Consider the following 24979-nt stretch of genomic DNA (forward strand, 5'->3'; position numbering starts at 1 on the left):
GTGTCTCCCCCCTCCCCGTGTCTCCGTCCCGGGCCCGGCTCGCCTCCGGTCACGCGGCGCGCCCCGACGTGCCGCAGCACGGGTGAGAGCGCGGCACCAACCAGGAGAAGGGTCGCTTTTCCCCCGTTACCGATCGCTGTGTACGGGAACACGTGTGAACGCCCGCCGCACCGCTGCGCGGGCTTCCGAACCACCGATCCAGGAGGCGCACATGACGCACGGCGGCAACATCATCGACGAACTGACCACTGACCACCGCGAGGTCGAGGACCTCTTCGGGCGGATCGAGGCCTCGCCCAGCGGTGCCCCGGATCGTAAGCGCCTCATCGATGAGGTCACCATTGAGCTCGTACGGCACTCCGTCGCGGAGGAGCAGTACCTCTATCCGGCGGTGCGCGAGCATGTGGCCGACGGCGACGCCATGGCCGACAAGGAGCTCAAGGACCACGCCGAAGTGGAGAAGATCCTCAAGAAGCTCGAAGGCTGCTCCGCCGAGGACCCCCAGCTTGATCGGCTGTTCATGGCGCTCAAGGACTCGGTCACCCGCCACGTGCAGGACGAGGAGGCCAACCTCTTCCCTCAGCTGCGCATGGCCTGCTCCGCGGAGGCCCTGGACACCCTCGGTGAGAAGGTCCGTACGGCGAAGAAGATGGCTCCCACTCGTCCGCACCCCTCCGCCCCTGTCACACCGCCGGCGAACAAGATCCTTGCGCCGGGGGCCGGGCTAGTGGACCGGGCCCGGGACTTCATCACCGGCCGTGGAAAGTCCTGAGCGGCCGCCGACTCGACGAACCGCGGGACGCCTGATCGCCCGGCCGGCCGCTCCTGATAGCGGCTCGCCGGGCACCGCGGCAGGAGGGCACCGGGCCGCGAAGATCTCCCCATGCCACTGCCCCTCGGCGCACATGTGCGTCACCCGCACCGCCGCGCGGTGGGCCGGAGGCGGTCGCCGGTGAAGAAGATGAGCATGCCCAGCGTCGAGGCGCTACCCGAGGGCCCTTCGCGGGCATTCGTGGAGGAGCTCTGGCGGCATTACGCGCAGGCAGGACAACCGAGCCTCAGGGAGATCGCAACAGCCGTCAGCGCCCATGGGGAAGGACCGGTGAGCAGGGAGACGGTGCGTCACATACTGCTGGGCCTGTCACTGCCGAAGCGGTCAGCTGTCAGAGGGGTGCTGGGGGCGCTCTATGCCATGGCCGAAGAAACGTCGGGCGAAGCCGCCCTCACTCGACCGGGCCAGAGTACGAGTCTTCGCGAGAGGCGCTGTGCAGAGCGTGGGAGAAGGCCCATCGGGCTGCCCGCTTCGAGAAACATCGGGCTGCCCGCTTCGAGAAACAGCAGCACGCCGGTGTCGAGAAGGCCTCGGGACTGACGCCTCTCGTCACTACGCCGACGGGGGACTGAGCCTGCTCCCGACGGGCACTCGGCAAGAAGGGTCGGCACGATCGGTGGGGAATGACCACCCGGTTACTCATGTGTGAGCGGCACCGACGATGTGGAGAGGTCATGGCTGGTAGGGACAGAGAGAACGCCGCCGCGGAGCGGGCTGCCGATCCCGGGAACGAGATTCCGGGCAAGCCCGCGCCGCAGTCGCCGACGGTGGAGGAGCCCACCGAGGTGCACGGCCCGCTGCCTCCCAAGCCGGACCAGGACGCGCCGCAGACCGTCAGCGCCACCGGGCAGGCGACCGGCGCGGACCGGGCCAGGATGGCCCAGGGCGGCGCCTTCCTGACCACCGCCCAGGGCAACCGTCTCCACGACACCAACCACTCCCTCAAGGCGGGCCCCCGCGGCCCGGTCCTGCTGCAGGACCACCATTTGAGGGAGAAGATCACTCACTTCGATCACGAACGGATCCCCGAGCGGGTCGTCCATGCCCGTGGCGCGGCCGCGCACGGTGTCTTCCGGGCCTATGGCACCGCGGCGAAGATCACCAAGGCGGCGTTCCTGGCGGCGGACGTCGAGACGCCGGTGTTCGTGCGTTTCTCCACGGTCCTGGGATCGAGGGGGTCCGCCGACACCGTCCGCGACACGCGCGGCTTCGCCACGAAGTTCTACACGACCGAGGGCACCTTCGACCTGGTCGGCAACAACATTCCGGTGTTCTTCATCCAGGACGCCATCAAGTTCCCGGACGTCATCCACGCCGGCAAGCCCCACCCCGACCGGGAGATTCCGCAGGCCCAGAGCGCCCACGACACGTTCTGGGACTTCGTCACCCTGCACACCGAGGCGACCCATCACACGCTGTGGAACATGTCCGACCGCGGTATCCCGCGCTCGTTCCGGATGATGGAGGGCTTCGGCGTCCACACCTTCCGACTGGTCAACGCCGAGGGCGGCACCACCTTGGTGAAGTTCCACTGGAAGCCACGGCTGGGCGTCCACTCCCTGGTCTGGGAGGAAGCCCAGATCACCAATGGCATGGACCCCGACTTCCACCGCCGCGACCTGGCCGACGCCATCGAAGCCGGCGCGTTCCCGCAGTGGGAGCTGGCCGTCCAGACCTTCCCCGACAACCCCGAGCAGACCTTCGAAGGCATCGACCTGCTCGACCCGACCAACATCGTTCCCGAGGAGCTGGCACCCGTCCAGCCGATCGGACTGCTCACCCTCAACGCGAACCCGACGAACTTCTTCGCGGAAACGGAGCAGGTCGCTTTCCACCCGGGCCACCTCGTGCCCGGCATCGACGTCACCGACGACCCGCTGCTGGCCGGCCGGCTGTTCTCCTATCTCGACACCCAGATCACCCGGCTCGCCGGCCCCAACTTCGCCCAGATCCCGGTCAACCGCACCCACGCCCCCGTCAACGACATGCTGCGCGACGGCTTCCACCAGGACGCGGTCCATACCGGGGTGGCGCCCTACCGGCCCAACTCCCTCGACGGCGGCTGCCCGTTCCTCGCCGGAGCGGACACCGGCGCCTACATCGAGGTACCCGTGGAAATCCCGGCCTCGAAGAAGGTCCGGGAAGCCCCCGCGAGCTTCGACGACCACTTCAGCCAGCCCCGTCGCTTCTGGCTCAGCATGACCCCGGTCGAACGCGAGCACATCATCGGCGCGTACACCTTCGAGCTCAACAAGTGCTACGAGCAAGCCATCAAGGAGCGGGCCCTGCGGGTCCTCGCCAACATCGACCCCGAACTCTGCGAAGGCGTCGCCGCGGGGCTCGGGCTCCCGGCCCCCGAGGCCGACCGCCCCCTCGCCTCCGTCGATCCCAGCCCGGCGCTGTCCCAGATCGGCCGGAGCTGGCCCCTGGACGGACGCATCATCGGCATCGTCACCGACGACAACGGCGATCTGGACGCGGTCCGCGACCTGCGCCGGAGAGTGCTCGAGGACGACATGGTCCCCCTGGTCGTCGCGCCGGCCGGCGGCAAGCTCGACAGCGAGGGCGACCCGATCACCGTGCAGCGCACCTTCGCGACCGCCCGCTCCATCGAATTCGACGCTGTCGTGCTTGCCGGAACTCCGGGTCCCGGCAAGGACGCTTACGGCGCGCGCGATGCCAAGGCAGGTGACCCCGCCGTGGCGGGCCGGACCGAGACCGACCCCCGGGTTCTGCTGATGCTGTCCGAGGCGTACCGCCATGGCAAGGCACTCGGCGGCTGGGCCGGAGCCGAGGAGGTTTTCCACGCCGCCGGCGTGCCGACCGCCGCCCCCGGCGTGGCCCTTGGGAGCGACGGCCCCGCCACGCTGAACCAGATCACCCAGCTGCTCGGCAAGCACCGCGTCTGGGAACGGTTCGCCACGAACTCCTAGTAGCGGTGGGGCCCGAGCCACGAAAATAGTGGTGGGGCCCGAGCCACGACCCGGTCCGGGCCCGGCCCCCGCCCAGGTCGTGCACGTCCGGCATCCCGCTCGATTGCGTGAGGATTCCGCACCCGCCCGTCACCGGGGTCATATGCGTTCGGATCCGAGGTGGCGGGGCCGAGGCGCTGCGGCTGCGGCTGCGGTTGCGGTTGCGGTTGCGGTGTCGTCGTAGACGAGCAAGCCGTCCGGCCGCAGCCGCAGTCCTGGCATCGGCGGATGAGGCACAAGCCGTCCGTCGTGCATCAGGTGTTGCACGGCGGTGTTCCTCGCCACGGTGGCGAAGTCGGCGATCAGGCGCCGGTGACAGCGCCACCAGACCGCCTCACCGCACATCACCGCCGTGCGTGAACCAGAAGCTTCGTCGAGCAGGCGGTCCATCGCGGCAACGAACGCGGGCTCACGCATGTAGGCGGCATATCCCCTGAACGAGGCGTTGCGCCAGACGACGTCGGGGGAGTCGGCTGGTGCTTTGCGGAAGCCGCCCAGGTCCCTTTCCCAGCGGTAGTGGAGGCCGGCCTGCGGCATCCAGTGGGCGAGGCTGCTGCGGAGCACGTCGGGGTTGCGACGGCTGCCGGGCCCGATCCGTACGTCGACCACAGACCTCACGCCCGCCGCGCGCAGCAACTCCGTCAACTGCTGCCGGTCCGCGGTGCTGTGGCCGAAGGTGATCAGCTCTAATTCAGGCATCCTGCCCCCGGGATGGTTGCCGTGCCGGGACAGGTCGGGACAGGTATGGAGGGGAGCACGGTTCCCATGGCACCAGACTGCCTCGGGACGCCCGCACCCGCACCCGCACCAATGGCGTGCCACCCCGGTAGACCAGTGGAGCCGGGCGAACCCGTGGGCCTACCCTTGCGCCGCTTGACCGCAGGGTCGTTCAGCCGCACTTCCCCGCAGCCCCGCAGGCACCCGGGCCCGGCCACCCTGAACCCGAGTCTCCCACGCCCGGACCACCTCCCACCGTTCCAGACCGACCCCACCGCCCTTCTCCGAACCTGCCCCACCTCCGCCGCAACCTCCTGAGCCCTTGAGCGGCCCTTCCGGCAGCGCGGCACGAGAGCACCAGACCGGCTCGGCACGAGCGGCGCAAGCCCTACGCGCCCGTGGTCCTCTGACTGCGCATGCGTCGGCGGAGTACGACGAGATCCAGAATCGCGGCGAGGGCGAGCACGCCACACACCACCGCCAGCACCAGGAGCACGGTGGCGCTGGGGGAGTCGTGCGGTCCGGCGGAGTGCGCTCCCATCGCGAGGCGCACGGTTGCCGCGGTGAAGACCACAAGCGCGGCGGAAGCAAGGATGAGCCGCAGCCGTAGAGGGCTACGGGCCGTTACCGGCTCAGTCCCAGTGCGTGGACGTCTCATGGCTGCGCTCCTCGCCGATCCGGTGATACCCGGGGCTGTCGCATGCTGCTCCTGCCCTGCACAGGGCCTGTGGGATGCGGGCTAGTGAAATCCACCCCCGCATCCCCTGGACGTGGGCGAGGGTGGCCTCGCGCAAAGCGCCGGCTGCCCGCCCGAACCTTGCACCAGGCCAGATCAGCCTGCACACGAAACGCTACCGGAGGCGCTCGCGGAGCGGCGAGAACGACGCGGACACGCGTCCCGGCCCGGCCCGGTAGGCGGACCGCTCGGGCACGGCCGACGCTTCTCTTGCCGTTGACGTCGGTCGTCCATACGTCAGAGGACAGGTGGGACTTGAGTTGGACTTGTCGTCGTCCGGGGCAGTTCTACCGTGTCACGCAGTGTCACCGGGGGGACGTTGCTCCGCACGCCGGCTTCTTTCGACCCGGGCCGGCGGACGGACTCCAGCCGGAAGCGGGGGACCTCCGCTCGCCGCAGTTTCCTCTGGCCCGGCCTCCGGTCGAGAGGAGGGGCTGGATCGCCACTCAGATGATCAAGGAAGCTGGACAGGCTGGGCCGGAGGTGCAGCAGGGGTCACTTTCCGGCACCGGGGTGGTCGTCCCCTCGCTTCGGTGCTCTTTTCGGTTTCCTGTCGCGAATGGACGGCTGGTCGGCGTTCACCTCCTCGGCGCTTCGGTCTCTCTCATCCTTCGAGGGCGCTCGCTTCGGCCCCTGACCTTTCTCGGTCTCATGGGGATCCTTGGCGCGGTGCTTATCGCGCATCCTCACTCCTCGGTTGGTGTGAACGGGACACCATCACCTCATTCTTCGAGCCGGGCGACCTGGCTTGCTGCGCCATTTGGCCGTCACTTCGACCGAGAAAGGCAGTCCGGTGGGCGAGAAATTCGGGGTGCGTAGCCGCATGTGCGATCAGGTGCCGGGCGCGGCTGCCCTTGTGCTTTCGAGGCTGTCGGGACGGCTGCTGCAGGGCGCTGTGCTCCAGCCTGCCTCCCGTATGGATGACCGCTTCACCGTCGCCCCACGCCTTCGCTCGGCCATCGGCCCGAGTCCGCATCCGCTGCACCGGAGCGTCAGCGAAAATGCCACATAGCACGCGGTAGTGAGAAAATCGAACCAGGGTTGTTAAGGGTGGGCTCCGAGAGCGAGCACGCCAGGTTTGCACCGACGAGCCCTCGGCGGATGCCGGCCGCGAAAGGAGTCCGTCATGGTGGACGACCACAGCCGCAGCGAGACCCGCGCCTCCGGCCTGAAGGTGGTCGTCGTCGGGGCCACGGGCAACGTCGGCACCAGTGTCGTGCGGGCATTGAGCGCGGAGTCCGCGGTCGGCTCCATCCTCGGTCTCGCCCGGCGGCCGTGCCACCTGTCGGTCGCCAAGACCCGCTGGGCGTGTGTGGACGTCGGCGACCCGCAGGCCGACCTCGAAAGCCACTTCCGGGGCGCGGATGCCGTCATCAACTTGGCCTGGCTCTTCCAGCCCACCCACAACCCGGTCACCACCTGGCGTACGAACGTCACGGGGAGCATGCGGGTCTTCGACGCAGTGGCGGCCGCCGATGTGCCCGCCCTCGTCCACGCCTCCTCGGTGGGCGCCTACTCACCCGGGCCGAAAGACCGGTTCGTCGACGAATCCTGGCCCACCCACGGCTGGCCGGAGGCGGCCTACTGCCGGGAGAAGGCCTACCTGGAGCGGGTGCTCGATGCCTTCGAAGAACAGCACCCCCTCGTCCGGGTGGTACGGATGCGACCCGGCTTTCTCTTCAAACGAGAATCGGCATCCGAGCAGCGCCGCCTTTTCGCCGGCCCCCTGCTACCCCAACGCCTGGCCCGCCCCTCACTTCTCCCCGCCCTTCCGGATATCCCAGGACTGCGGTTCCAGGCGTTGCACACCGACGACGCGGCCGACGCCTACCGCCGCGCGGTACTGCGCCCGGTCCACGGAGCGTTCAACCTCGCCGCCGACCCGGTCATCGACGCCAAGGAACTCGCCGGTCTCTTCCATGCCCGTACCGTGCGGCTCCCGCTGCCGCCGCTACGAAATGCGCTCGCCGCGGCGTGGCACCTCCATCTCGTGCCGGCCTCGCCGCAGCTTTTCGACGCGGTCCTGCGACTGCCGCTGCTGGACACCACACGGGCTCGCACCGAGCTGGACTGGGCCCCGCAGTACAGCGCGATCGAGGCTCTCACCGAGTTCCTGCACGGGCTGCAAGAGGTCGCCGGAGCGGACACGGCCCCCCTGGCCGCCCGGCTGCCCGGTGGGCGGGCCAGGGAACTGGTCACAGGCGTCGGCCGACGCCCATGACCCGGCGCCAACCGCCAGCGGTTGGTGCTGGGGAGCTGCCCCGGGCCCGGCCGGACCATCTGGGCGGCGACAAGGCTTGGAGCTCCGTCGAACCGCCGCTACCTGACCGGCGTCAGCCCGGCTACGGCTACGGCTACAGCTCCCGCCGCTCAGCGGTTGCGGGCCGCTCCGTATCCGGCAGATCCTCAGGGCCCTGCCCCCGTCTGGCTGTTTTGCCTCCCGGGGTTGTCCTGAGGCGGGCCGTCGAGTTGCGCCTCGGGCGGTCAGCCGGCCTTGCCGGTTCCTCAACTCGCGCCCGGGTGGAGGCGAGCCGGTAGGGCTCGGTGCCGTTCTTGATGATCGTGCGGCTGTCGGGTGTGGCCTGCCGCTTCCCGAGGGAAGCGGCAGGCCACACCCGACGCGCGTCTTCATGTGGACCTGGCGGGGCAAGTGGTTCAGCGGCCGACGGCCCGGCGCAGTTGGTCCTTGTTCATGGTGGAGCGGCCTTCGATGTTCTTCTTCTTGGCCTCTTCGTAGAGCTGGTCTCTGGTCGGGCCGCCGGGTCCGCGGTGGGAGCGTTCGCCGCCACGCTGGGCTGCGGATTTCGGGTCGCGGGTGGAGGTCTTGCTGGCGGTTTTGGCTTCGCCGGAGCGGGCGCGTTCCTTGTTGACCGTGCGGGCGGCGATCTCCTTGGCGCGCTTGTCGGAGGTGCCGCGCTCCTCGGCCTGTTCCTTGATGTGTTCGTACTGCCGTTCACGCTTTTTGCTTGATCCTGCAGGCACGGCTGTTCATCCTTTCTTCGGTCGGCCTTCCTGGCGGCTCTGCTGCGGGTAATACCAGTCCACGTCTGGTGGGGGTGCGCCGCCACTTGGGCGGCGCCGGCCGTCGTCAGTCGGTGGAGAGGGCTGCGAGGAGGTCACCGACCTGTGGGTCGGGCAGGGCGCGGGCGACGTCAGCGACGGCGACCATGCCGACCAGGCGGTGGCCGTCGGGCGGCGTCCAGGACGCTGTTCTCAGCGCCGGTGCACTCGCCGAAGCGGACATGATGTCGCGTGCCTCAGACATGCTCGTGCGCCCTTCTTTGTGTATGGAGGTGGTTACTTGCCGCGGCCGGAGACGTAATCGCGCACTCGGTCCACCATTCCCAGGCCGGGGGCGAGCAGCTTGTTGGCCGGGGGTGTGCTGGGGGCCCCGGGGTGCGGGCGGGTGGGAGCCGTCTTCTTCGCCTGCCGGACCTTGTTGCCCAGCTCTTCGAGGACGTAGGGATGCACGTGGGTGCGCAGCTGGGTGAAGAGGTGGTTTTCCTCGTCATCGACGTGCGCGGTCACCTCGGTACGCAGCTTCAGCACCAGCCGGTCGAAGTCGAGATCATCGGCCTCGCGCTGCTGGAGGTCATTGAGGAGCTGCTCGACGCGGGCGTGGTCGGCGAGCTCCTTGTCCGCCAGCGCGTCGCCCTCCTCCAGGTGCTCACGCACCGCCGGGTAGAGGTACTCCTCCTCGGCGACGGAGTGCCGCACCAGCTCGATCGTCAACGCATCCACCAGGCGCCTGCGGTCCTCACTTCCGGGAGGAGCATCCTCGAATTGTTTGAAGAGCTCATCGACCTCCCGGTGGTCGGTGGTCAGCTCCGCGATCACATCACCGCCATGCCCCACGGCACGCCGCCTTTCGCTGTGCAGCCGGCACGTCCGGCTCTCGCACCACGGGTTCCCGAACCTCTGGGGACATAACGCAGTCGTGCGCCCAATTGCCCCCTGCCGGACGAATGGGCGGGGCGACCAGACGCAGGACGCCCGAACGAGGAAGACCAACCCGGGTGCGTGGCGTACCGCGCTCCTCGTCCCGGCCTCCATCGGCCGGCGGCTCTGCGCCCGACTCCAGGGGCCCCGGCCCGGCGCAGAGCTGACGGCACCACGCCGTGCTACTGGCTGCTTCCACTCCTGCGCGAGCTGAAAGGCGAATACGCCGTCAATCACGTCTAAGCGCTCAACGCCGCTCGCCTCGGGCCTCGGGCCTCGGGGCGGTGCCCGTACAACCGGCCCATCCTAGGTGGACCCCCGGGAAGCGGGCCGGAGAAGACGGGCCGTGCCAGAGCCCGTAGTGGAGAACAGGGCCACCCTGGCTCCAGGCCACCAGGGTGGCTCGTCAGTTGCGGCCACGCACCACCCGCCCCTGCCGCCCTCACAGCGGCTGGGCTCAGTTCGGCTCCTCGGTGTTCTGCGTCCCGGCTTCTCCTGTTGGTCCGTCGTGATCGTTCGGGAAACTCCGGTCCCGCAGGAAGCATTCGCTCTCCCACGTCAGGCTGCGCTCGATCTGGAGGTAGTTCAGCCCCGTCATGTCGGCGAGTTCCTCCTCGTCAAGGTCCGGCTGCGTGCGCAGGGCACGGGCGACCTTGCCCGCCCACAGCTCTTCCTTGACGAAGGGCCGCGTGCGGTACTGCTGCTGCAGTTCACTGAGGTGGTCGGGGCCGCAGGCTGCCAGACGGCGAAGGCCGTCATGGTCCGGGTCGTTCGGGTGGATAAAGGAAGAATCGGGGACCAGGCTGTAGATCTGCGTGGTCGGCGGAAGGGGCATGCCGCACAGGTCGCACACCCCCGGAGCAACTGGTGGCTCCTCGCTGTCGTCCACCGCTCTCCTCCTTCACAGCCTGCCGCAGCGCCGGGAGCAGGTACCGGACCGGAGCCGGTAGACCTGAAAGCCGTCCCCGGTTCATGGAAGAAGCGGGGACGGCTCGCGCAAACCCAGCTGCCAGATACAGGGGGCCTGCACCCAGGCCGTCCGCCACTCGCCGAGAGGACTAACTGACCGCGCGAAACCGACCGGCCTGGACACAAAAAGTTACCGGGTCAGTGCTCAAAGTGACGACATCGCCGCGCCTCGTGATCGCTGAGTCTGGGTGGGATTCCTCCCGCGCATGGCTCCGGTCGCGGGGCCACGCTGCCGGCCATGGACAGGAGCCATCAGCGAACCCGGGCGAAACCCTTCCCCAAGAGCGGCATCTCCGAGTGCGCCTGTGGACACTGACACTCCCGCCGAGGGAAGACCAGCACCTACGTCGAGAACTACCCCTTCTCTCCCCGCCCGGAAGGCCGCTCCGGCGGAGCCCGGGCCGTGAAAGGTCCCGCATGCCCCGGCCGACTGGCCCAGCATGGCCAAGCCACGGTGGACCAGCGGGCCACCTGCTGCGTTCGTTGAGAATATGGAGGTACGTTCGCGCCGTGTTGCTAGGAGGTCGCCGTGGCATCCATGTCCTCTCAGTCCCCTGAGCCCGCTCAGTCGGAGCGCACACCTGTAGTGCTCACCGAGGCTGACGAACAGCATGCTGTCCTGACGTTCGCCGGTGTCCTGGACGCGCACGCTCTGCCCGAGCTGGAAGAGCTCCTCAGTGACCGGCGCCTGCGGCAAGCAGGCACCTGGGTATGGGACATGAGCGGCCTTGAGCGGATCGGTCTCGCATGCGCTTACGCCCTGCTCCGCGCGGTCACACGTGCGCCGGAAACCGTCTCCGTGACAGTCAGCGGGGCGCGCCGCGCCGTTCAGCGCACCCTGCGGCATGCTGGTCTCGACACCGTCGTGACCATAGGGGAGTAGCGGAGCCGGTATATGGCGGATACGGCGGGTGCTGCGGTCGAGCGGCGGCGGGGCAAGCCGGCGGGCACCTGACCAGTGATCGGCCGTGCAGCGGCAAGTCAGATCCGGCGCACTGTGCTGGAGGAGGACGGAGGTTCACCGTGTTGAGGGCAATCGCAGATGTTCTTCGGTCTGTCGGCGGGGCCATCGCTACCGTCGTCACCCTGCCGTTCAGGGCTGTGGCCCGGCTGTTCGGCGGCGCCTCAAGCTCCGCTCACGGACACCACTGACAGGTCAGTCGCGCATCGACGCGCGGACGCCCCGAACTGCCCGGCTGGTTCCCCCGACCAGCCGGGCCCGCGCTTGCCGACCTGCCTGGCTGGTACCCCCGGCCGGCCAGGCTCGCGCTTGCCGACCTGCCCGGAAGGCAGCGACGCGCTAAGTCAGCCCGTGAGGCCCGTCCCCTGGGTTGTCAGGGGGCTCGTTGCCTGGTTCCTGTCTTCGTTGCCCGGTGCCGCGCAGCGCGCTCGTCGCCGGGTGCCTGCCGCATGCGGGTGCGCGCCGCCGTCATCTGGCCCTGTGCTTCAAGCAGTGCGCCTCGTATGGTCCGGACCGTAACTCTCCGCGGCCGTCGAGTGCCCTGTCATCCACTGAACTGGGCAGGACTGGGCAGGCGAAAGGCTGCGGCTCGAGCCCGCAGTGCACATGCGCCGCCGTCCGCCGCGCGCCACAGTGAAAGATGCGGCCTCCGAAGAAAGGCGGGCAGATCCGTGACCAGCAGGAATCCACTGACTACGTATCGTGGCAAGCGGCACTTCGGCCGGACCCGCGAGCCGCAGGGCCGGCGGGCCGCGTCTGGTGACGCACCCCGCTTCGTGCTGCAGATCCATGACGCCAGGACCCTGCACTTCGACTTCCGGTGGGAGGTCGATGGCGTACGGAAGTCATGGTCCGTGCCGAAGGGATCGTCCGCCGACCCGCAGGACAAGCCAGTGGCGATGCGCACCGAGGACCACCCGCTGGAGTACCGGGATTGTGAAGGAGCCATCGCGGCAGGGGAGTGCGGCGCAGGCACCGTGATCGTCTGGGACGAGGGCAGCTACCGCCCGCTGCCAGGTAAGAAGGGCCCCAGCCGCACGTTCAGCGAGGCACTGGAGCGGGGCCATGCGTCCTTCTGGCTCGATGGCAGCAAGCTGCACGGCGGCTATGCGCCGACCCGCTTCCGCGGCGGCGGCCCCTGGGAGCGGGAGCCCTGGCTGCTGGCCAAAGAGGGGGGCCACTGGGCTGGACGTCGTGGCACCCCCGACGCCCGCCGCTCCCGGCCCGTTCGCAGCGGTCGAACCCTCAGTCGCGTCACCCAGGAGGAGGCCGGGGAGCAGGAGAGTGCGTGATGAGCAGGGCCGACGACTTGCTGGACGCGCTGCCCCCGGCCGAGCGGGCGCTGCTGGACGACGCCCCGGCCGGCGAGGAGTACGCGGTGCGTCCGATGCTGGCCGTGCTCAGCGACCGCCGGGAGTTCGACGACGGCTGGATCTTCGAACGTAAGCTCGACGGGGTGCGGACGCTCGGCATCCGCGAGCCGGACCGCATCCGGCTGCTGTCTCGCACCGGCCGCGAGGTCAACTCCAGCTACCCGGAAATCGTCGATGCCCTCGGCCACCAGCGGTGCCGGGACTTCACCGTCGACGGCGAGGTCGTCGCCTTCGCGCACGGCCGCACCGACTTCGCCCGCCTCCAGCAGCGGATGCAACTCACCGACGCCGAGCAGGCCCGCGCCAGCGGTGTCGCGGTGACGTACTACGTCTTCGACCTGCTGCGGTTGAACGGCCGCGACCTCACCCGCCTGCCGCTGCGCACCCGCAAATCCCTGCTGCGCCGGGCGCTCGGCTTCCAGCAGCCGCTGCGCTTCACCCCGCACCGCAACCACGGCGGCGCCCGCGAGTTGGACGAGGCGTGCGCCCATGGCTGGGAGGGGCTGATCGCCAAGCGGGCAGGCGGCCGCTACCTGCCCCGCCGCTCCTCGGACTGGCTCAAACTCAAGTGCGCGCAGGGCCAGGAACTCGTCATCGGCGGCTTCACCGAACCGGCGGGCAGCCGAGTCGGATTCGGTGCCTTGCTTCTCGGTTACCACGCGGAGGGCGCCCTTCGGTACGCGGGCAAGGTCGGCACCGGCTTCGACCAGCAGACCCTGCGCCGGCTCCGTACCCTGCTCGATGCCCGCAGCCGCACATGCTCCCCGTTCGCGGGGCCGGTCCGTGAGCGGGGCGCCCACTGGGTCCGTCCCGAACTCGTCGCCGAGATCGGCTTCACGGAGTGGACCCGGGACGGCATGCTGCGTCATCCGCGCTTCCTCGGGCTGCGTGACGACAAGCGGCCCGAGGACGTGGTCCGCGAACGTCCGGTCCGGGGCTGATGGGGGGCCGTGCCGTGTCCGACACCGCACTCGTCGTGATCGACATGCTCAACTCCTACGACCACGAGGACGCCGAACTGCTGCTGCCCTCGGTGCGCACGGTCCTGCCGCGCCTCACCTCACTGATCGAACGTGCACGGCGGAGCGATATCGAGGTCATTTACGTCAACGACAATTTCGGGCTGTGGCGCTCGCACCATGACGAGCTGTTGGACACCGTCCTCAGCGGACCGCACGCGGACCTGGTAGAACCGGTCCGGCCCGATGAGAACTCCCTGTTCGTGGTCAAGGCGCGGCACTCGATCTTCTACCAGACGCCCCTGGAATATCTCCTGCGCCAGCATGGCATCGACACGATTGTGCTCTGCGGCCAGGTCACCGAACAATGCGTGCTCTACTCGGCGCTCGACGCGCATATCCGGCACGTCGGTGTCACCGTCGTCGAGGATGCCTGTGCGCATATCCACCGGGATCTCGCGGAAGCCGCCCTGCGCATGATGGAACGCAATATGCAGGCCCGAATCGTCAGATCCACCGCCGTAGAAATTTTCTGAGCGGGACAGCAGACTCCGCCGTCGAGCCGCAGGGCACGGTTCTGCTCTCGTCCTACCGGCCGCGTACCTCCCCTGTCTCTCCAGTGCTCAGGGGCCCGTACCGGACCAAGACCAACGGAACGGCGCCCCCGGCCCGTCGGCGGCTTCGACGGCTCGTTGGCTCCGTCGGCCGAGGAGGGGGCTGAGCCTGCAATGGCCCGCCGATCGTGACGTCGCCGCTGCCGAACCTCGATTCTCCGCTTGGCTGAGCGGTGAACGATGAGTTCCGGGCCGCGTCCCGGACCGCCTCGGCTCAGCCCAGCGCGTCCATCAGGGCGGTGACATAGGCATCCAACCGCTCCTCCACGGCTCGCGTCGTCAGCTCTGTCCTCCCTGCCTCCCGCCATGGCTGCGCCACCAACTGGACTTCTTCTGAGCACGCCAATGCGTCCCGCACCTGCCAGTACAGCCGCTCGCTCGCGGCCGTGGCCAGCACTCCGCCGGCCTCCTCATACGCCTCTGCGAACCGCAGACCCCACGCCGGGCCGTGCAGCAGCGCGAGATTGGTGGAGCAGTGCGCCACATCGAGATCCGCCGGGCCCCAGGAGGTCGCTGCCCAGTCGACGACGCCGGTGATCCGGGCACCTGACGGCCTTGGGGGCGGCACGTCGAACAGCACATTGCCGGGTTGGAAGTCCCGGTGCAGGAATCGCCCTTCATAGGGCGGCGCGGGCCGGCGGATCACGTCGATCGCCGCGGCCCATGCCGCCGCGTCGGCGCCCTTCGGCGTCACGACGGTGTCGGCGGTCGTCAACGCCACATACTCCCGGGGCCGCTCGGCGGGCCGCAACGCGTGGATCGCCACGAGTTGACGGGCCAGCAGAGGAACGCGCGTCTCCAATCCCTCATCGGCCAGGACCGTCCGGCCTTCCAGATGTGTCATCAGGAGCGATGGATACTCGCATTGCGCGGCGGTCGGATCAACCGCGACCAGTCCAGGAGCCCGCACGCCGGTCCCCGTGAGCAGGGACAGGGCGCCGGCCTCCCTGCCCAGCCAGTCCTCGGCGTGTCCCACAGAGAACGGGTCGACGAAGCTCCGCAGCACCAGGTCACGGGTGCATCCGTCCCGTGTGCCGATGGTCAGCCTCCGCATTTCGGCAGTGATGCCGCCGTGCAGCGCCTCGGTCCTGACGATCCGTTCGCCGACCTCCAGGTGCCGGCTCACCCAAGCCAGGGTCAATGGTCGGACAGCCGCTGCCTCATCGTGGTCGGTCACCGTGCCACCTCATCATCCGGAGGGCGGCACGCGCGAGAGTTTTATGCGGGAGAGCCCCGACAGTCGCTGCACAGCAGGATCATCCACCAGCGGCACCGAGTATCCCGGGCGACGAGTCGCGCCGGACAGAGGTCCCGTTGAGCGACGGAGCGCAAGGCTGTCAGCCGTTGCCGAGTGCGTCCGGAGCGGGCACCGGCTCCCTAAGGAAGTGGTGTACCGCCCGTGGCATTGAGGATCTCAGCGGTGATGTAGCTGGCCTGCGGTGAGGCGAGGAAGACGTAGGCGGGTGCCATCTCCGCAGGCTGGGCCGGCCGCCCCAGGGGAGATTGCTTGCCGAAGGTGGTGGTGTCCGGGAGCGTCGCCGGGATCAGGGGAGTCCATACCGGGCCGGGGGCGACTGCGTTGACGCGAATGCCGTCGGAGGCCAGCATCTGAGCGAGCCCCTGGGTAAAGGTGACGATGGCGCCCTTGGTCATCGCGTAGTCGAGCAGGTGCGGGCTGGGCTTGTATGCCTGTACAGAGGCGGAGTTGATGATCGATCCGCCTTGAGGAATGTGCGGCAGGGCCATCTTCGAAAGCCAGAACATGCTGTAAAGATTGGTGCGGACCACGCGGTCGAACTGTTCGGTGGTGATGGCACTGATGCCGTCGGGCTGTGACATCTGGTACGCGGCGTTGTTCACGAGGATGTCGATCCTGCCGAACTCTGTCACCGCCCGTTCGACAAGGCGTTCGCACTGCACTTCGTCGCGGACGTCGCAGGGCACCGCCACTGGCGTACGCCCGGCCTCCTCGATGTGGCGGGATGTCTCACCGGCTTCCTTGCCCTCTTCCGGGAGGTACGTGAACAGGACGTCCGCGCCCTCGCGTGCGAAGGCCAGGCAGACGGCCCGCCCGATGCCGGAGTCCCCGCCGGTCACCACGGCCTTGCGCCCTTCCAGGAGGCCGCTGCCCCGGTAGGACTCCTCCCCGTGGTCGGGCGGAGGGTCCATGGGCCCCGTCCAGCCAGGGTGGGCCTGGTCTTGCTGCTCGAACTCCGGCTGAGGGTGCTTGGTGACCGGGTTCTGCTCGGCTCGGTTGTCGCGTGCCACTTCAGGCCTCCTTCATTCTTCCTTGCCATGAGATAGGTGAGGCGCCCCCCTGATCGAAGCAAGGGCGGGCGCGGTCCGGGCGGGAGCACTTCGGCGCCTGGGGCCTGTTCTGCTCCTCGGGCCGGCGTTAGGTCAGCTGGGCGGACAGGGGTTGTCGTTCAAGAGGCGGGCAAGGTGCACCGCGTTGGCCGCGAGGGTCTGACTCGTCGAGGTGACGGATTCCGGTGTCGCTTCGAGATCCTGGTAATCCGTCCCCTGGTGGGCTTCGCCCACCCAGTAAGCGCGAGTCATCAGAGGGCTCCTCGAGAATTGATGTGTCTTGCGTGGCCGGGTGCGGCTTCCCTTCCGGCTGGAACCTGGCGGTTCAGGGCGTGAGGACGGTCTTGATCATGCCGTCCTCCTTGGCCTGGAAGGTCTTGTACGCCTGCGGCCCTTCTTCGAGCGGCAGCGTGTGGGTGGCGAAGGCACACCCCGGGCCCGGGCCCGCGCCAGACGTTCGGGGACGAGGTCCACGCCAATGACCTTGCCGGCGCCCTGGTGCAGGGCGATGCGGGCGGCCATGTCGCCGATCGGGCCCCAGCCCCAGGACCGTGACGGTCCCGCCCTGCGGGATGCCGACGTAAGCGACGGACTGCCACGCGGTCGGGAGAACGTCGGAGAGGTAGACGTAGCGCTGGTCCGGCGGGCCGTGGGGCACTTTGACAGGGAGAGTGTTGCCGAAGGGGACGCGTAGCAACTCGGCTTGGCGCGCCGGGGACTTGCCCGTAGAGCTTGGAGAAGCCGAAGAGTGCGGCGCCCATGCCCCGGTCGGTGACTTGGGTGGTCTCGCACTGTGAGTGAAGCCCTTGGGTGCACATCCAGCATGTGCCGCAGGAGATGTTGAAGGGCACGACGACCCGGTCCCCGACCGCCACGGCGGTGACCTCCGGCCCGACCTCCTCGACGACACCCAGCGGCTCGTGCCCGAGAATGTCACCGGGATCGAGGTAGGGCCCCTGCACCTCGTAAAGGTGCAGGTCAGAGCCACAGATCCCCGTGGACGTGATAGGGACGATGATGTCGGTCGGGTCCACGATCTTGGGGTCGGGGGCCGTGTCGATGCGAACGTCGCGCTTGCCGTGCCACGTCAAAGCCCTCATGCCGTCTCCTTCGAGTCGTTGCGCTCGCCAGAGCGTTTTACCCAGTTTGCCCCTATTGGTACCGGCGGGCGGGAGAGTACGCCGGCGACAGTGGGAGGGGGCGGTCGCCCTCCTGTGGTGGGGCCCCCACTGCGGGGAGCGTTTTTGTGCGCTCAGGAGGCGAGGAGCGAGTCGTCATACACCTGAGCTCCAGGAAGTTGGTGCTGTGCGGCGATCAGAGCCGCATCCACGTCGGAGGTGCCGGTGGATATGCACAGGGCGCAGGCGACCTCGGTCATGCGTCCACGCGGCTCTGCGTCGCCGCGTTCCGCGTGTACCGCCTGCAGGACCTCGTACTCGTCTACGAGCTTGCGCAGCACTACAGGGTGGGCCATCAGCATGTCGGACTCCTCAGCTTCGGGCTCCAGGTTCCAGGTGGCACTCACGCCGGTACCCGGCAAGCAAAGACTCATGTCTCGTGGCCGCACGGAGGTGACGCAGCGGCCGCTCCTGAGCACGGCTCGGGTCCAGACTTCGGCGGGCACCTCTGCGGCAGGGGAAGACCCCGTGTGTCTCCGCCCCCGGGGATGCCAGGTCAGCGGCTGTGGTGTAGAGGCAAGGGCGCGGCTGGAATGCACCACAGGGCGCCAGATTGCCGTGCGGCGCATGCCCTTCCGCGTTCCAGGTACTACCGGAGCGGCCCTCTGACGTGGACGGGAACCGGAAACCCTTGATGGCGGGCTCCCTGTGTTAGCTGCGGGTCGGCGGGTACTCGGCCCACACCACAGGCCAATGCAGGTAAGAGGAGTACCGGTGAACGAGAAGAACATTTTTGTGATTGGCCTGAACGATGCCAATCTGCCGACCTTGCGAGAGGTCCCCGGGGCGGGGAAGTACCGCTTTCACGGTCTGCTGACCATGGAGGAGTTGCAGGTCGGCGAGGTGTCAGTCCCTGGGTTGCTGGATAAGGCGCAGGGCGTGCTGGACAGCTTCGACGGCAGTATCGACGCGATCGTCGGCTACTGGGACTTTCCCGTCAGCACACTCGTACCCATCCTGAGCGAGCGTTACGGCACGCGCAGCACCGGCCTGGAGTCGGTGGTCAAGTGCGAGCACAAGTACTGGAGCCGGCTGGAACAGCAGAGGGTCATCACAGAACACCCCCGGTTCGGCCGGGTCGATCTGGACTCCGAGGACCCGAAGCCTCCGGAGGGGGTCCGCTTCCCGATGTGGCTGAAGCCGGCCCTGTCCTACTCCTCGGAGCTGGCCTTCGGCGTGAAGAACGAAGAAGAGTTCCGCGCCGCAGTGGCAGAGATTCGTGAGGGCATCAGCCGCGTCGGCCGGCCGTTCGAGTACATCCTCGACCAGCTCGAGCTACCTCCGGAGATGGAGGGCGTGGGCGGACAGGTGTGTCTGGCCGAAGAAGCGATATCCGGCATCCAGGTCGCGGTGGAGGGATACGTCCACAACGGCGAAGTGACCGTCTACGGGACGCTGGACTCCATCAACTATCCGGACAGCTCGTCCTTCCTGCGCCACCAGTACCCTTCCGCCCTTCCTGACCCCGTGGTGCGGCGGCTGCGCGATGTCTCCGTGCGGGTGATGCGGCAGATCGGCATGGACTCGGCCACCTTCAGCATCGAGTACTTCTACGACCCGCAGACCGACGAGATCAACCTTCTGGAGATCAACCCGCGCCACTCCCAGTCGCACGCGGAACTCTTCGCATACGTCGACGGCGTACCCAACCACCACTGCATGCTCAGCCTCGCCCTCGGCGAAGATCCCAGTCTGCCCGACGGCGGCGGCCCCTATACGCATGCCGCCAAGTGGTATTTCCGGTGGTTCGCGGACGGTCTGGTGCACAGCGTGCCCACACAGGACGAAGTCGACCGCATCGAGCGGGACATCCCCGGCGTCCGGCTGCACATGGTCCCTGACGAGGGCCAGCGTCTGTCACGGATGCCGGAGCAGGACAGCTACAGCTTCGAACTGGCCCACATCTTCACCGGAGGGGACAGTGAGGAAGACATGCAGGAGAAGTATGACCGCTGTGTGGCCGCCCTCAGTCACGTCCTGACGGCGACCGCTCCCGACGACGCGCTTGAGCAGAACGCAGGCTGACGCCGACCACGGCCGCGAGCCCAGACGAGCTCGTGGCTGACGCGAGAACGAAGGAGGCAGCAGGCCGCATGCGCTTCGTGAGCAACCTGCCCTACAAGACGACGGAAGAAGAACACGTCACCATCCCCATGTCCGACGGCACCCGCCTGTCGGCACGGATCTGGCGGCCGATCTCCTCGGACCAGCAACCGGTCCCGGCGGTACTGGAGTACATCCCCTACCGCAAGCGCGACCTGTCCGCCGTCCGCGACTCCATCCACCACCCCTACCTCGCCGGCCACGGCTATGCCTGTGTCCGTGTGGACCTGCGCGGCACCGGCGAGTCCGAGGGGGTGCTGCGGGACGAGTACCTGGAGCAGGAACAGGCCGACGCCGAGGAGGTCCTTGCCTGGCTGGCGGACCAGCCCTGGTGCGACGGCAGCACCGGCATGATGGGCATTTCCTGGGGCGCCTTCGCCGCGCTCCAGGTCGCTGCGCGACGGCCGCCGAGCCTGCGCGCCATCGTCATCGCTTCCTTCACCGATGACCGGTACGCCGACGACATGCACTACATGGGCGGAGCCCTGCTTTCCGACAATCTGGCCGAGGCGGGCACCATGTTCGCCTACGCCACCTGCCCGCCGGACCCGGCCGTTGTCGGCGAGCGCTGGCGCGAGATGTGGCACGAGCGGCTGGAGAACACCAAGCCCTGGGCGCTGGAATGGCTGCGCCACCAGCGCCGCGACGCGTACTGGGAGCACGCTTCCGTCTGCGAGAACTATCAGGACGTGCGCTGCCCGGTTCTCGCCTCCAGCGGCTGGGCCGACGGATACTCCAACGCCGTGACACGGCTGCTGTCCCACTTGGACGTACCGCGCAAGGGGCTGATCGGCCCGTGGTCGCACAAGTTCCCCCACCTGGGCGAGCCCGGCCCCGCCATCGGCTACCTACAGGAAGTCGTGGCCTGGTGGGACCACTGGCTCAAGGGTGTCGACAACGGCGTCATGGACGGCCCCATGCTGCAGACATGGATGCAGGACAGCGTTCCGCCGTCCACGTCCTACGAAGACCGGCCCGGCCGTTGGGTGGGCGAGCCGACCTGGCCCTCCCCCCACATCCAGCCCGTCACCCACCCCCTCAGCCGGCACCGCATCGGCGCTCCGGCCACGGAACCTTCCGGCGACGACGCTGAGGAAGGTGATGGCCTGACCGTGCAATCGCCGCTCTCCGTAGGGCAGTTCGCCGGCAAGTGGGCCTCCTACAACGCGCCACCGGACCTCCCCTACGACCAGCGCGAGGAGGACGGCGGCTCACTCGTCTTCGACACCGACGTCCTCACCGACCCGGTCGAGATCCTCGGTTCCCCCACCGTCGAACTGGACCTGTCGGTCAGCGAACCGGTGGCGATGGTGGCCGCCCGGCTCTCCGACGTCGCACCCGACGGCCAGGCCACCCGCGTCACCTACGGACTCCTGAACCTCACCCACCGCAACGCCACCGGGGCACCCGAAACACTGGAGCCCGGAACGCGCTACCGGGCAACGGTCCAGCTCAACGGCGTCGCCCAGGCCTTTCCGCCCGGCCATCGCATCCGGCTGTCGCTGTCCACGTCCTATTGGCCGCTGGCCTGGCCGCCGCCCAAGCCGGTCCTCCTCACCGTCCACGAGGGATCCAGCAGCCTCACACTTCCGGTGCGGCCCACGCGGGAGCCCGACCACCTCCCGCAGCGCCCCTTCGGTGAACCCGAGGGCGCGCCTCCCCTCGCCAGCACCCAGCTGACGGCCCCGGAGCAGCGCTGGGAGGTCAAGCGTGACCTGGTCGGCTACAACTCCGAGCTGGAGATCGTGAAGGATCGCGGCATGGTCCGGCTGGACGATATTGCCTTGGATACGGGGCTCCGTGCCTACGAGCGGTATTCGGCTGTCGCCGATGACTTCACCTCCGTCTCGGGCGAGGCGGCATGGACCATGCGTTTCCAGCGCGACAACTGGGACGTGCGGGTCGAGACCCGTACCGTACTGCGGTGCAATGCGTCGGAGTTCTTCGTAGACGCCACCTTGGACGGTTTCGAGAACGACCGCCGGGTGTTCTCCCGCACCTGGAACGAGACCCTGCCGCGCGACCATCTGTGACGTGACGGGCGCCCGCGTTCTCGGCCACCGCCTCGGGGGCTTGGTGGCGCGGGGAGACGTCGCCCGGCGCCCTGCCTGCCCCGCAGGCCGGCGACCTTCGTGAAGCGCTGTCAACTGACTGCCCCTTCCGTTCCACGGCCCGCTGCCCGGCTGCCCGCGCATGTGACGCCCGGCCGGGTTTCGGCGTGGAGCGGAGAGGCGCATCCCCTCAGCGCTTTGCCGCAGGCGGCACGTGAGGCCCAGCCCATTCGGGATCTCGCGCTGTTACCGCCGCTTCGCTGGCACCGGGCGGCGCGGTGACGCCGTGCGCCCTGTGCATGGCAGCGCCGGAAATCAGCTGTCACCCCTGGCCCGCACTCGTGGCCCGGCTGGTGCGCTGTTCCCGGCCACCGACGCCCGGGGCCCCAACCGAGCTGACCCGCAGAGAAGGACAAGACCTTCCGATACGGGTGTGTCTGCTGTGGCGGGGCACGAGCTGGGCCTTCCGATACGGGTGTGTCTGCTGTGGCGGGGCACGAGCTGGGCGGGAGACTTGGCACCTGGTCGGGTGCAGGAGCGGGAGGGTGTGGATGGCTGGCTGCGCGGGCCAGGCGGAACCGTCGGAGGCAGGCCGGTTCGCCCGGATCGGTCGGTGGTGGAGTCGGGCCCTGGGGTCGGACGGCTATGAACGTCATACGGCGTTGTTGGTCGGCAAGAGCACGCTGGCCGCGACGATCGCGTGGGTGATCTCCCACAATCTGTTGAACGCGCAGTCGCCGGCGTTCGCACCGTTCTCCGCGGTGTTGATCATGCAGGTCACCATCTACCAGTCGCTGGTGCAGTCACTACGTTATGTCGGTGCGGTGGTGGCCGGAGTGGCCGTACAGATCGCCCTGGGCTTCCTGGTGGGACCTGAGGTGGTCACATTCGCGTTGGTGGCTCTGGTCGCCCTGATGATCGGGCGGTGGCCGGCCTTGGGGGCGCAGGGCGGTCAGGTGCCCACGGCGGCGTTCTTCGCCTTCTCCACCTACACCTCCGCCACGGGGTATCCGGAAAAGATCACCCAGCTGGGACAGATCGTCCTCCTCGTCCTCATCGGGTCCGTCGTGGCCCTCGCGGTGAACCTCGCGGTCTTCCCGCCGATGCGGTTTCGAAGCGCCGAATACAGCGTCCGCGCCCTCGCGCACGCCTTGTGTGATCTGCTCGGAGACATCCATCCCGTGCTGTCCGCAGGCGAACTGGAGGAGGAGCAGACCGAGCAGTGGCGCGCTCGGGCTGCTCAGACCGGTGAGCTGATCACTCAGGCCCGGGCCGGCATGCGCACGGCGCGGGAAAGCCTCTACTACAACCCGCGCCGCCTCTTTCGCCGCCATCGCGGACGCACCGGTTTCGAAAACTACGGGGCCGTGCTGGAAGCGCTGGAGCGGACGCTGTATCAGGCTGCCTCCCTCACCCGCAGCCTCGATCAGTGGCGCGACACCGAGACCAGCTACAACTACCGCGCATTCCTCGAGCGCTACAGCACGTTCCTGGCGTCCATCGCCGACAGCGCCCGGCTCCTCAGCTCCCTGGACGAGGACCACTTGGCTGACCAGGCCGAAGAACTGTGCCAACTAACGGACCGGGCCCAGCGATACCGCCGGCAGGTAACTGAACAAGCAGAGAGCGACGGTCTGCCACTCGCCGACCCCACCCGCCCGTACGGCGTACTCGTCGTGGAGGCCACCCGGCTGATGGAAGAGTTCCAGCACACCAGCGACGTACTCCGGCGCTACGCCGACGAGTAGGACAGCACAGCAGCGATCCCGGCCTGCCCCATAGGAAGAATTCCTTCGACGGGCACTTGGTGATCAGCCGCCGACCACTACAACCTCCTTGGCCGGCTCCTCCACGTCACCTTCCCGACGCGGACCTGCACCGTCAGTGCCACAGCCTGTGCCGCATCACCGCTGAACCGTATCGGCCGCACGCTGCGGCATCCTGGCTCGGGCCGGGCCGGGCCAGGCCGGACGCAGGCGTCAACTGCTGGCTGGAGCAAAGGAGTTCATAAGGTGACCCATCAGGCAGGGCCTTCCCTCGGTCTGGTCCGAGCGAGCGGCGCTGGGTCGTCGACATGCCACGGAGTCACACGGTCAGCAATCGTTGACGAGGCCCGACTGCGCGCTCGCCCACCGCGCGCAGGGCCGCCCAGATCGTGGCCTGGTTGACCGTGACGACGGGCTTGCCGAGCTCCTCCTCCAATGGGGCGATGAGGTCGTAGGTCGGTAACGCCGTGCAGCTGATGAACACGGCGTCCGCTCGCGGGTGATCCCCGGCCCGGACCGCCGCGGTCACCTGCTCATAGGACACATCGTAGATCTCGTGGACGGAGCCCAGACCGAGGTCGGTGAGGGAGAGCACCTCCAGTCCCTCGCCGGCCAGGTACTCCTGCAGCCGCCTGCCCACAGGTGGCTCGTAGGGGTGCACCACGGCGATGCGCCGAGCCTCCAATGCGCGCAAGGCTGCCACCACCGACCCGGCCGAGGTCAGCGCCTGTGGGGCACCTGCGGCGCGGATGGCCTTGCGAAGTGTCCGTTCGCCGGCGGCGCCCCCCACAAAACTGCACGCCGTGCAAAGGTAGGTGACGACCTGGGAGCCGATCGCGCAGACCTCACGGGTGGGCCGATCGACGCACCCAGGGCGGTTGAGGGACGAGACCAGTTCGAGGTTGTCGGAGAACGTCACAGGGTCGGTACGCGCGATGAACAGCGAGGCCGACTCCGGCGCCCAGCGCCAGATCTCCCGGTCCCGGTCGAAGTCGAACGAAGCGACCACCCCCACCCTGGACCGGGGGTGCGAGCCGCGCGCACCCTGCGCGTTGTCCGGGTCTGTCATATCCGCCATTGTCACTCCCACACGTTGTGCCGCTGATCCACTCCCAGTAGGGCGAGGGGCCGGAGCAGACCTCCGGCCCACCACCCTGTCCAACCGTGAGAAAGAGAAACACGCCATGGCGGTGTCCCCGAGCACGGCCATCTACCCACGAAGCGTGCGCCGGGCCTTCTTTGCGGTCTCGCGCAGGTGGCCCTCGGCGCGCTCGGAGCGGCCGTGCCGGTCATCCGCTCGTTACCCACGACACGGCCCAAGGCCTCCACCGCAGCTCCTCTAAGCTGCTCGGTCTTCGCGGTCATCTTGTCGATCGCGATCAGGGGCCATCCGCCTTGCACGGGCGTGTTCCTTGACGCAATACCGCCGTCCATCGCCCATGTCCAAGGACCCGTCACGGCAACGGATTTCGCCGACGCCTCACATCAAGAATGCCGCCATT

At 68.4% G+C, this 24979-nt stretch carries 21 protein-coding genes and 2 pseudogenes; 11 read left to right on the forward strand and 12 right to left on the reverse strand.

The features are described from left to right. The first annotated feature begins 211 nt into the window (after nucleotides 1–211). Nucleotides 212–772: a hemerythrin domain-containing protein gene (locus K7C20_RS36395; protein WP_030075224.1), complete on the forward strand. Its 561-nt coding sequence runs from the start codon at nucleotides 212–214 to the stop codon at nucleotides 770–772. Between the two features lie 734 nt (nucleotides 773–1506). After that, nucleotides 1507–3765 (forward strand): catalase, encoded by a 2259-nt coding sequence (locus K7C20_RS36400; protein ID WP_030075223.1) that lies wholly within the window; start codon nucleotides 1507–1509, stop codon nucleotides 3763–3765. Nucleotides 3766–3903: 138 nt separating this feature from the next. Here the strand turns inward: K7C20_RS36400 and K7C20_RS36405 are convergent, their stop codons facing one another. After that, nucleotides 3904–4503: a DUF488 domain-containing protein gene (locus tag K7C20_RS36405; protein ID WP_053209631.1), complete on the reverse strand. Its 600-nt coding sequence runs from the start codon at nucleotides 4501–4503 to the stop codon at nucleotides 3904–3906. Nucleotides 4504–4909: 406 nt separating this feature from the next. Then, complete coding sequence (locus K7C20_RS36410) at nucleotides 4910–5179, reverse strand: DUF6343 family protein (protein ID WP_030075221.1); 270 nt, start codon at nucleotides 5177–5179, stop codon at nucleotides 4910–4912. Between the two features lie 1204 nt (nucleotides 5180–6383). On the opposite strand from K7C20_RS36410, the gene K7C20_RS36415 reads away from it, so the two are divergent. Then, nucleotides 6384–7478 (forward strand): NAD-dependent epimerase/dehydratase family protein, encoded by a 1095-nt coding sequence (locus tag K7C20_RS36415; protein WP_053209632.1) that lies wholly within the window; start codon nucleotides 6384–6386, stop codon nucleotides 7476–7478. 434 nt (nucleotides 7479–7912) lie between these two features. Here K7C20_RS36415 and K7C20_RS36420 read toward each other — a convergent pair whose 3' ends face one another. The 4 genes and pseudogenes from K7C20_RS36420 to K7C20_RS36435 form a co-directional block, all read right to left on the reverse strand. After that, complete coding sequence (locus K7C20_RS36420; protein ID WP_222892706.1) at nucleotides 7913–8239, reverse strand: plasmid stabilization protein; 327 nt, start codon at nucleotides 8237–8239, stop codon at nucleotides 7913–7915. 106 nt (nucleotides 8240–8345) lie between these two features. After that, nucleotides 8346–8447: pseudogene (locus K7C20_RS36425) on the reverse strand (CBS domain-containing protein); the annotation flags it as partial. A gap of 107 nt (nucleotides 8448–8554) precedes the next feature. Next, the gene (locus K7C20_RS36430) at nucleotides 8555–9112 is read right to left on the reverse strand and encodes a hemerythrin domain-containing protein (RefSeq protein ID WP_053209633.1); all 558 of its coding nucleotides are present in this window, start codon (nucleotides 9110–9112) and stop codon (nucleotides 8555–8557) included. A 541-nt stretch (nucleotides 9113–9653) separates the two neighbouring features. Beyond that, complete coding sequence (locus tag K7C20_RS36435; protein ID WP_209443972.1) at nucleotides 9654–10085, reverse strand: hypothetical protein; 432 nt, start codon at nucleotides 10083–10085, stop codon at nucleotides 9654–9656. A 618-nt stretch (nucleotides 10086–10703) separates the two neighbouring features. Here K7C20_RS36435 and K7C20_RS36440 point away from each other — a divergent pair. The 5 genes from K7C20_RS36440 to K7C20_RS36455 all read left to right on the forward strand — a co-directional run bounded on the left by K7C20_RS36440 (nucleotide 10704) and on the right by K7C20_RS36455 (nucleotide 13994). Next, complete coding sequence (locus K7C20_RS36440; RefSeq protein ID WP_030075213.1) at nucleotides 10704–11048, forward strand: STAS domain-containing protein; 345 nt, start codon at nucleotides 10704–10706, stop codon at nucleotides 11046–11048. Between the two features lie 140 nt (nucleotides 11049–11188). Further along, nucleotides 11189–11317: an LPFR motif small protein gene (locus tag K7C20_RS39140; RefSeq protein ID WP_280922010.1), complete on the forward strand. Its 129-nt coding sequence runs from the start codon at nucleotides 11189–11191 to the stop codon at nucleotides 11315–11317. 480 nt (nucleotides 11318–11797) lie between these two features. Next, entirely contained in the window at nucleotides 11798–12418 is a 621-nt protein-coding gene (locus K7C20_RS36445; RefSeq protein ID WP_030075212.1) for a DNA polymerase ligase N-terminal domain-containing protein, read from the forward strand. After that, nucleotides 12418–13440, forward strand: a complete 1023-nt coding sequence (gene ligD / locus K7C20_RS36450; RefSeq protein WP_053209634.1) for a non-homologous end-joining DNA ligase — start codon at nucleotides 12418–12420, stop codon at nucleotides 13438–13440. Before K7C20_RS36445 ends, ligD begins: the two co-directional genes overlap by 1 nt. 14 nt (nucleotides 13441–13454) lie before the next feature. Then, entirely contained in the window at nucleotides 13455–13994 is a 540-nt protein-coding gene (locus tag K7C20_RS36455; protein WP_107083455.1) for a cysteine hydrolase family protein, read from the forward strand. Between the two features lie 292 nt (nucleotides 13995–14286). Here the strand turns inward: K7C20_RS36455 and K7C20_RS36460 are convergent, their stop codons facing one another. The 5 genes and pseudogenes from K7C20_RS36460 to K7C20_RS36480 form a co-directional block, all read right to left on the reverse strand. Further along, a complete protein-coding gene (locus K7C20_RS36460; RefSeq protein ID WP_030075208.1) occupies nucleotides 14287–15249 on the reverse strand; it encodes a phosphotransferase family protein in 963 nt (320 codons plus the stop codon). A 200-nt stretch (nucleotides 15250–15449) separates the two neighbouring features. Further along, on the reverse strand, nucleotides 15450–16340 hold the full coding sequence (locus K7C20_RS36465) for an SDR family oxidoreductase (protein ID WP_030075207.1): 891 nt from the start codon (nucleotides 16338–16340) through the stop codon (nucleotides 15450–15452). A 132-nt stretch (nucleotides 16341–16472) separates the two neighbouring features. Then, the gene (locus K7C20_RS36470) at nucleotides 16473–16631 is read right to left on the reverse strand and encodes a hypothetical protein (RefSeq protein ID WP_409351336.1); all 159 of its coding nucleotides are present in this window, start codon (nucleotides 16629–16631) and stop codon (nucleotides 16473–16475) included. Between the two features lie 174 nt (nucleotides 16632–16805). Then, nucleotides 16806–17479, reverse strand: a pseudogene (locus K7C20_RS36475) (alcohol dehydrogenase catalytic domain-containing protein); the annotation flags it as partial. Between the two features lie 152 nt (nucleotides 17480–17631). Next, the gene (locus K7C20_RS36480; RefSeq protein WP_030075204.1) at nucleotides 17632–17859 is read right to left on the reverse strand and encodes a DUF5133 domain-containing protein; all 228 of its coding nucleotides are present in this window, start codon (nucleotides 17857–17859) and stop codon (nucleotides 17632–17634) included. Nucleotides 17860–18271: 412 nt separating this feature from the next. Here K7C20_RS36480 and K7C20_RS36485 point away from each other — a divergent pair, with 412 nt between their 5' ends. The 3 genes from K7C20_RS36485 (at nucleotide 18272) to K7C20_RS36495 (ending at nucleotide 23459) form a co-directional block, all read left to right on the forward strand. After that, nucleotides 18272–19582 (forward strand): ATP-grasp domain-containing protein, encoded by a 1311-nt coding sequence (locus tag K7C20_RS36485; protein ID WP_030075203.1) that lies wholly within the window; start codon nucleotides 18272–18274, stop codon nucleotides 19580–19582. A 68-nt stretch (nucleotides 19583–19650) separates the two neighbouring features. Next, nucleotides 19651–21693 (forward strand): CocE/NonD family hydrolase, encoded by a 2043-nt coding sequence (locus K7C20_RS36490; RefSeq protein ID WP_030075202.1) that lies wholly within the window; start codon nucleotides 19651–19653, stop codon nucleotides 21691–21693. A 569-nt stretch (nucleotides 21694–22262) separates the two neighbouring features. Beyond that, nucleotides 22263–23459 (forward strand): FUSC family protein, encoded by a 1197-nt coding sequence (locus K7C20_RS36495; protein ID WP_030075201.1) that lies wholly within the window; start codon nucleotides 22263–22265, stop codon nucleotides 23457–23459. Between the two features lie 337 nt (nucleotides 23460–23796). On the opposite strand, the gene K7C20_RS36500 is transcribed toward K7C20_RS36495, so the two are convergent. After that, the gene (locus K7C20_RS36500; protein WP_048828579.1) at nucleotides 23797–24546 is read right to left on the reverse strand and encodes a maleate cis-trans isomerase family protein; all 750 of its coding nucleotides are present in this window, start codon (nucleotides 24544–24546) and stop codon (nucleotides 23797–23799) included. Between the last annotated feature and the right edge of the window lie 433 nt (nucleotides 24547–24979).

The sequence above is a fragment of the Streptomyces decoyicus genome, from assembly GCF_019880305.1.
GTDB classification, from domain to species: Bacteria; Actinomycetota; Actinomycetes; order Streptomycetales; family Streptomycetaceae; genus Streptomyces; species Streptomyces decoyicus.

What these genes read in the sequence shown, in the direction of transcription:
- K7C20_RS36410 (WP_030075221.1), bottom strand. Translation starts at nt 5,179, where the DNA reads ATGAGACGTCCACGCACTGGGACTGAGCCGGTAACGGCCCGTAGCCCT.
- K7C20_RS36405 (WP_053209631.1), bottom strand. Translation starts at nt 4,503, where the DNA reads ATGCCTGAATTAGAGCTGATCACCTTCGGCCACAGCACCGCGGACCGG.
- ligD (WP_053209634.1), top strand. Translation starts at nt 12,418, where the DNA reads ATGAGCAGGGCCGACGACTTGCTGGACGCGCTGCCCCCGGCCGAGCGG.
- K7C20_RS36400 (WP_030075223.1), top strand. Translation starts at nt 1,507, where the DNA reads ATGGCTGGTAGGGACAGAGAGAACGCCGCCGCGGAGCGGGCTGCCGAT.
- K7C20_RS36500 (WP_048828579.1), bottom strand. Translation starts at nt 24,546, where the DNA reads ATGACAGACCCGGACAACGCGCAGGGTGCGCGCGGCTCGCACCCCCGG.
- K7C20_RS36395 (WP_030075224.1), top strand. Translation starts at nt 212, where the DNA reads ATGACGCACGGCGGCAACATCATCGACGAACTGACCACTGACCACCGC.
- K7C20_RS36415 (WP_053209632.1), top strand. Translation starts at nt 6,384, where the DNA reads ATGGTGGACGACCACAGCCGCAGCGAGACCCGCGCCTCCGGCCTGAAG.
- K7C20_RS36440 (WP_030075213.1), top strand. Translation starts at nt 10,704, where the DNA reads ATGTCCTCTCAGTCCCCTGAGCCCGCTCAGTCGGAGCGCACACCTGTA.
- K7C20_RS36490 (WP_030075202.1), top strand. Translation starts at nt 19,651, where the DNA reads ATGCGCTTCGTGAGCAACCTGCCCTACAAGACGACGGAAGAAGAACAC.
- K7C20_RS36495 (WP_030075201.1), top strand. Translation starts at nt 22,263, where the DNA reads ATGGCTGGCTGCGCGGGCCAGGCGGAACCGTCGGAGGCAGGCCGGTTC.
- K7C20_RS36480 (WP_030075204.1), bottom strand. Translation starts at nt 17,859, where the DNA reads ATGCTGATGGCCCACCCTGTAGTGCTGCGCAAGCTCGTAGACGAGTAC.
- K7C20_RS36470 (WP_409351336.1), bottom strand. Translation starts at nt 16,631, where the DNA reads ATGACTCGCGCTTACTGGGTGGGCGAAGCCCACCAGGGGACGGATTAC.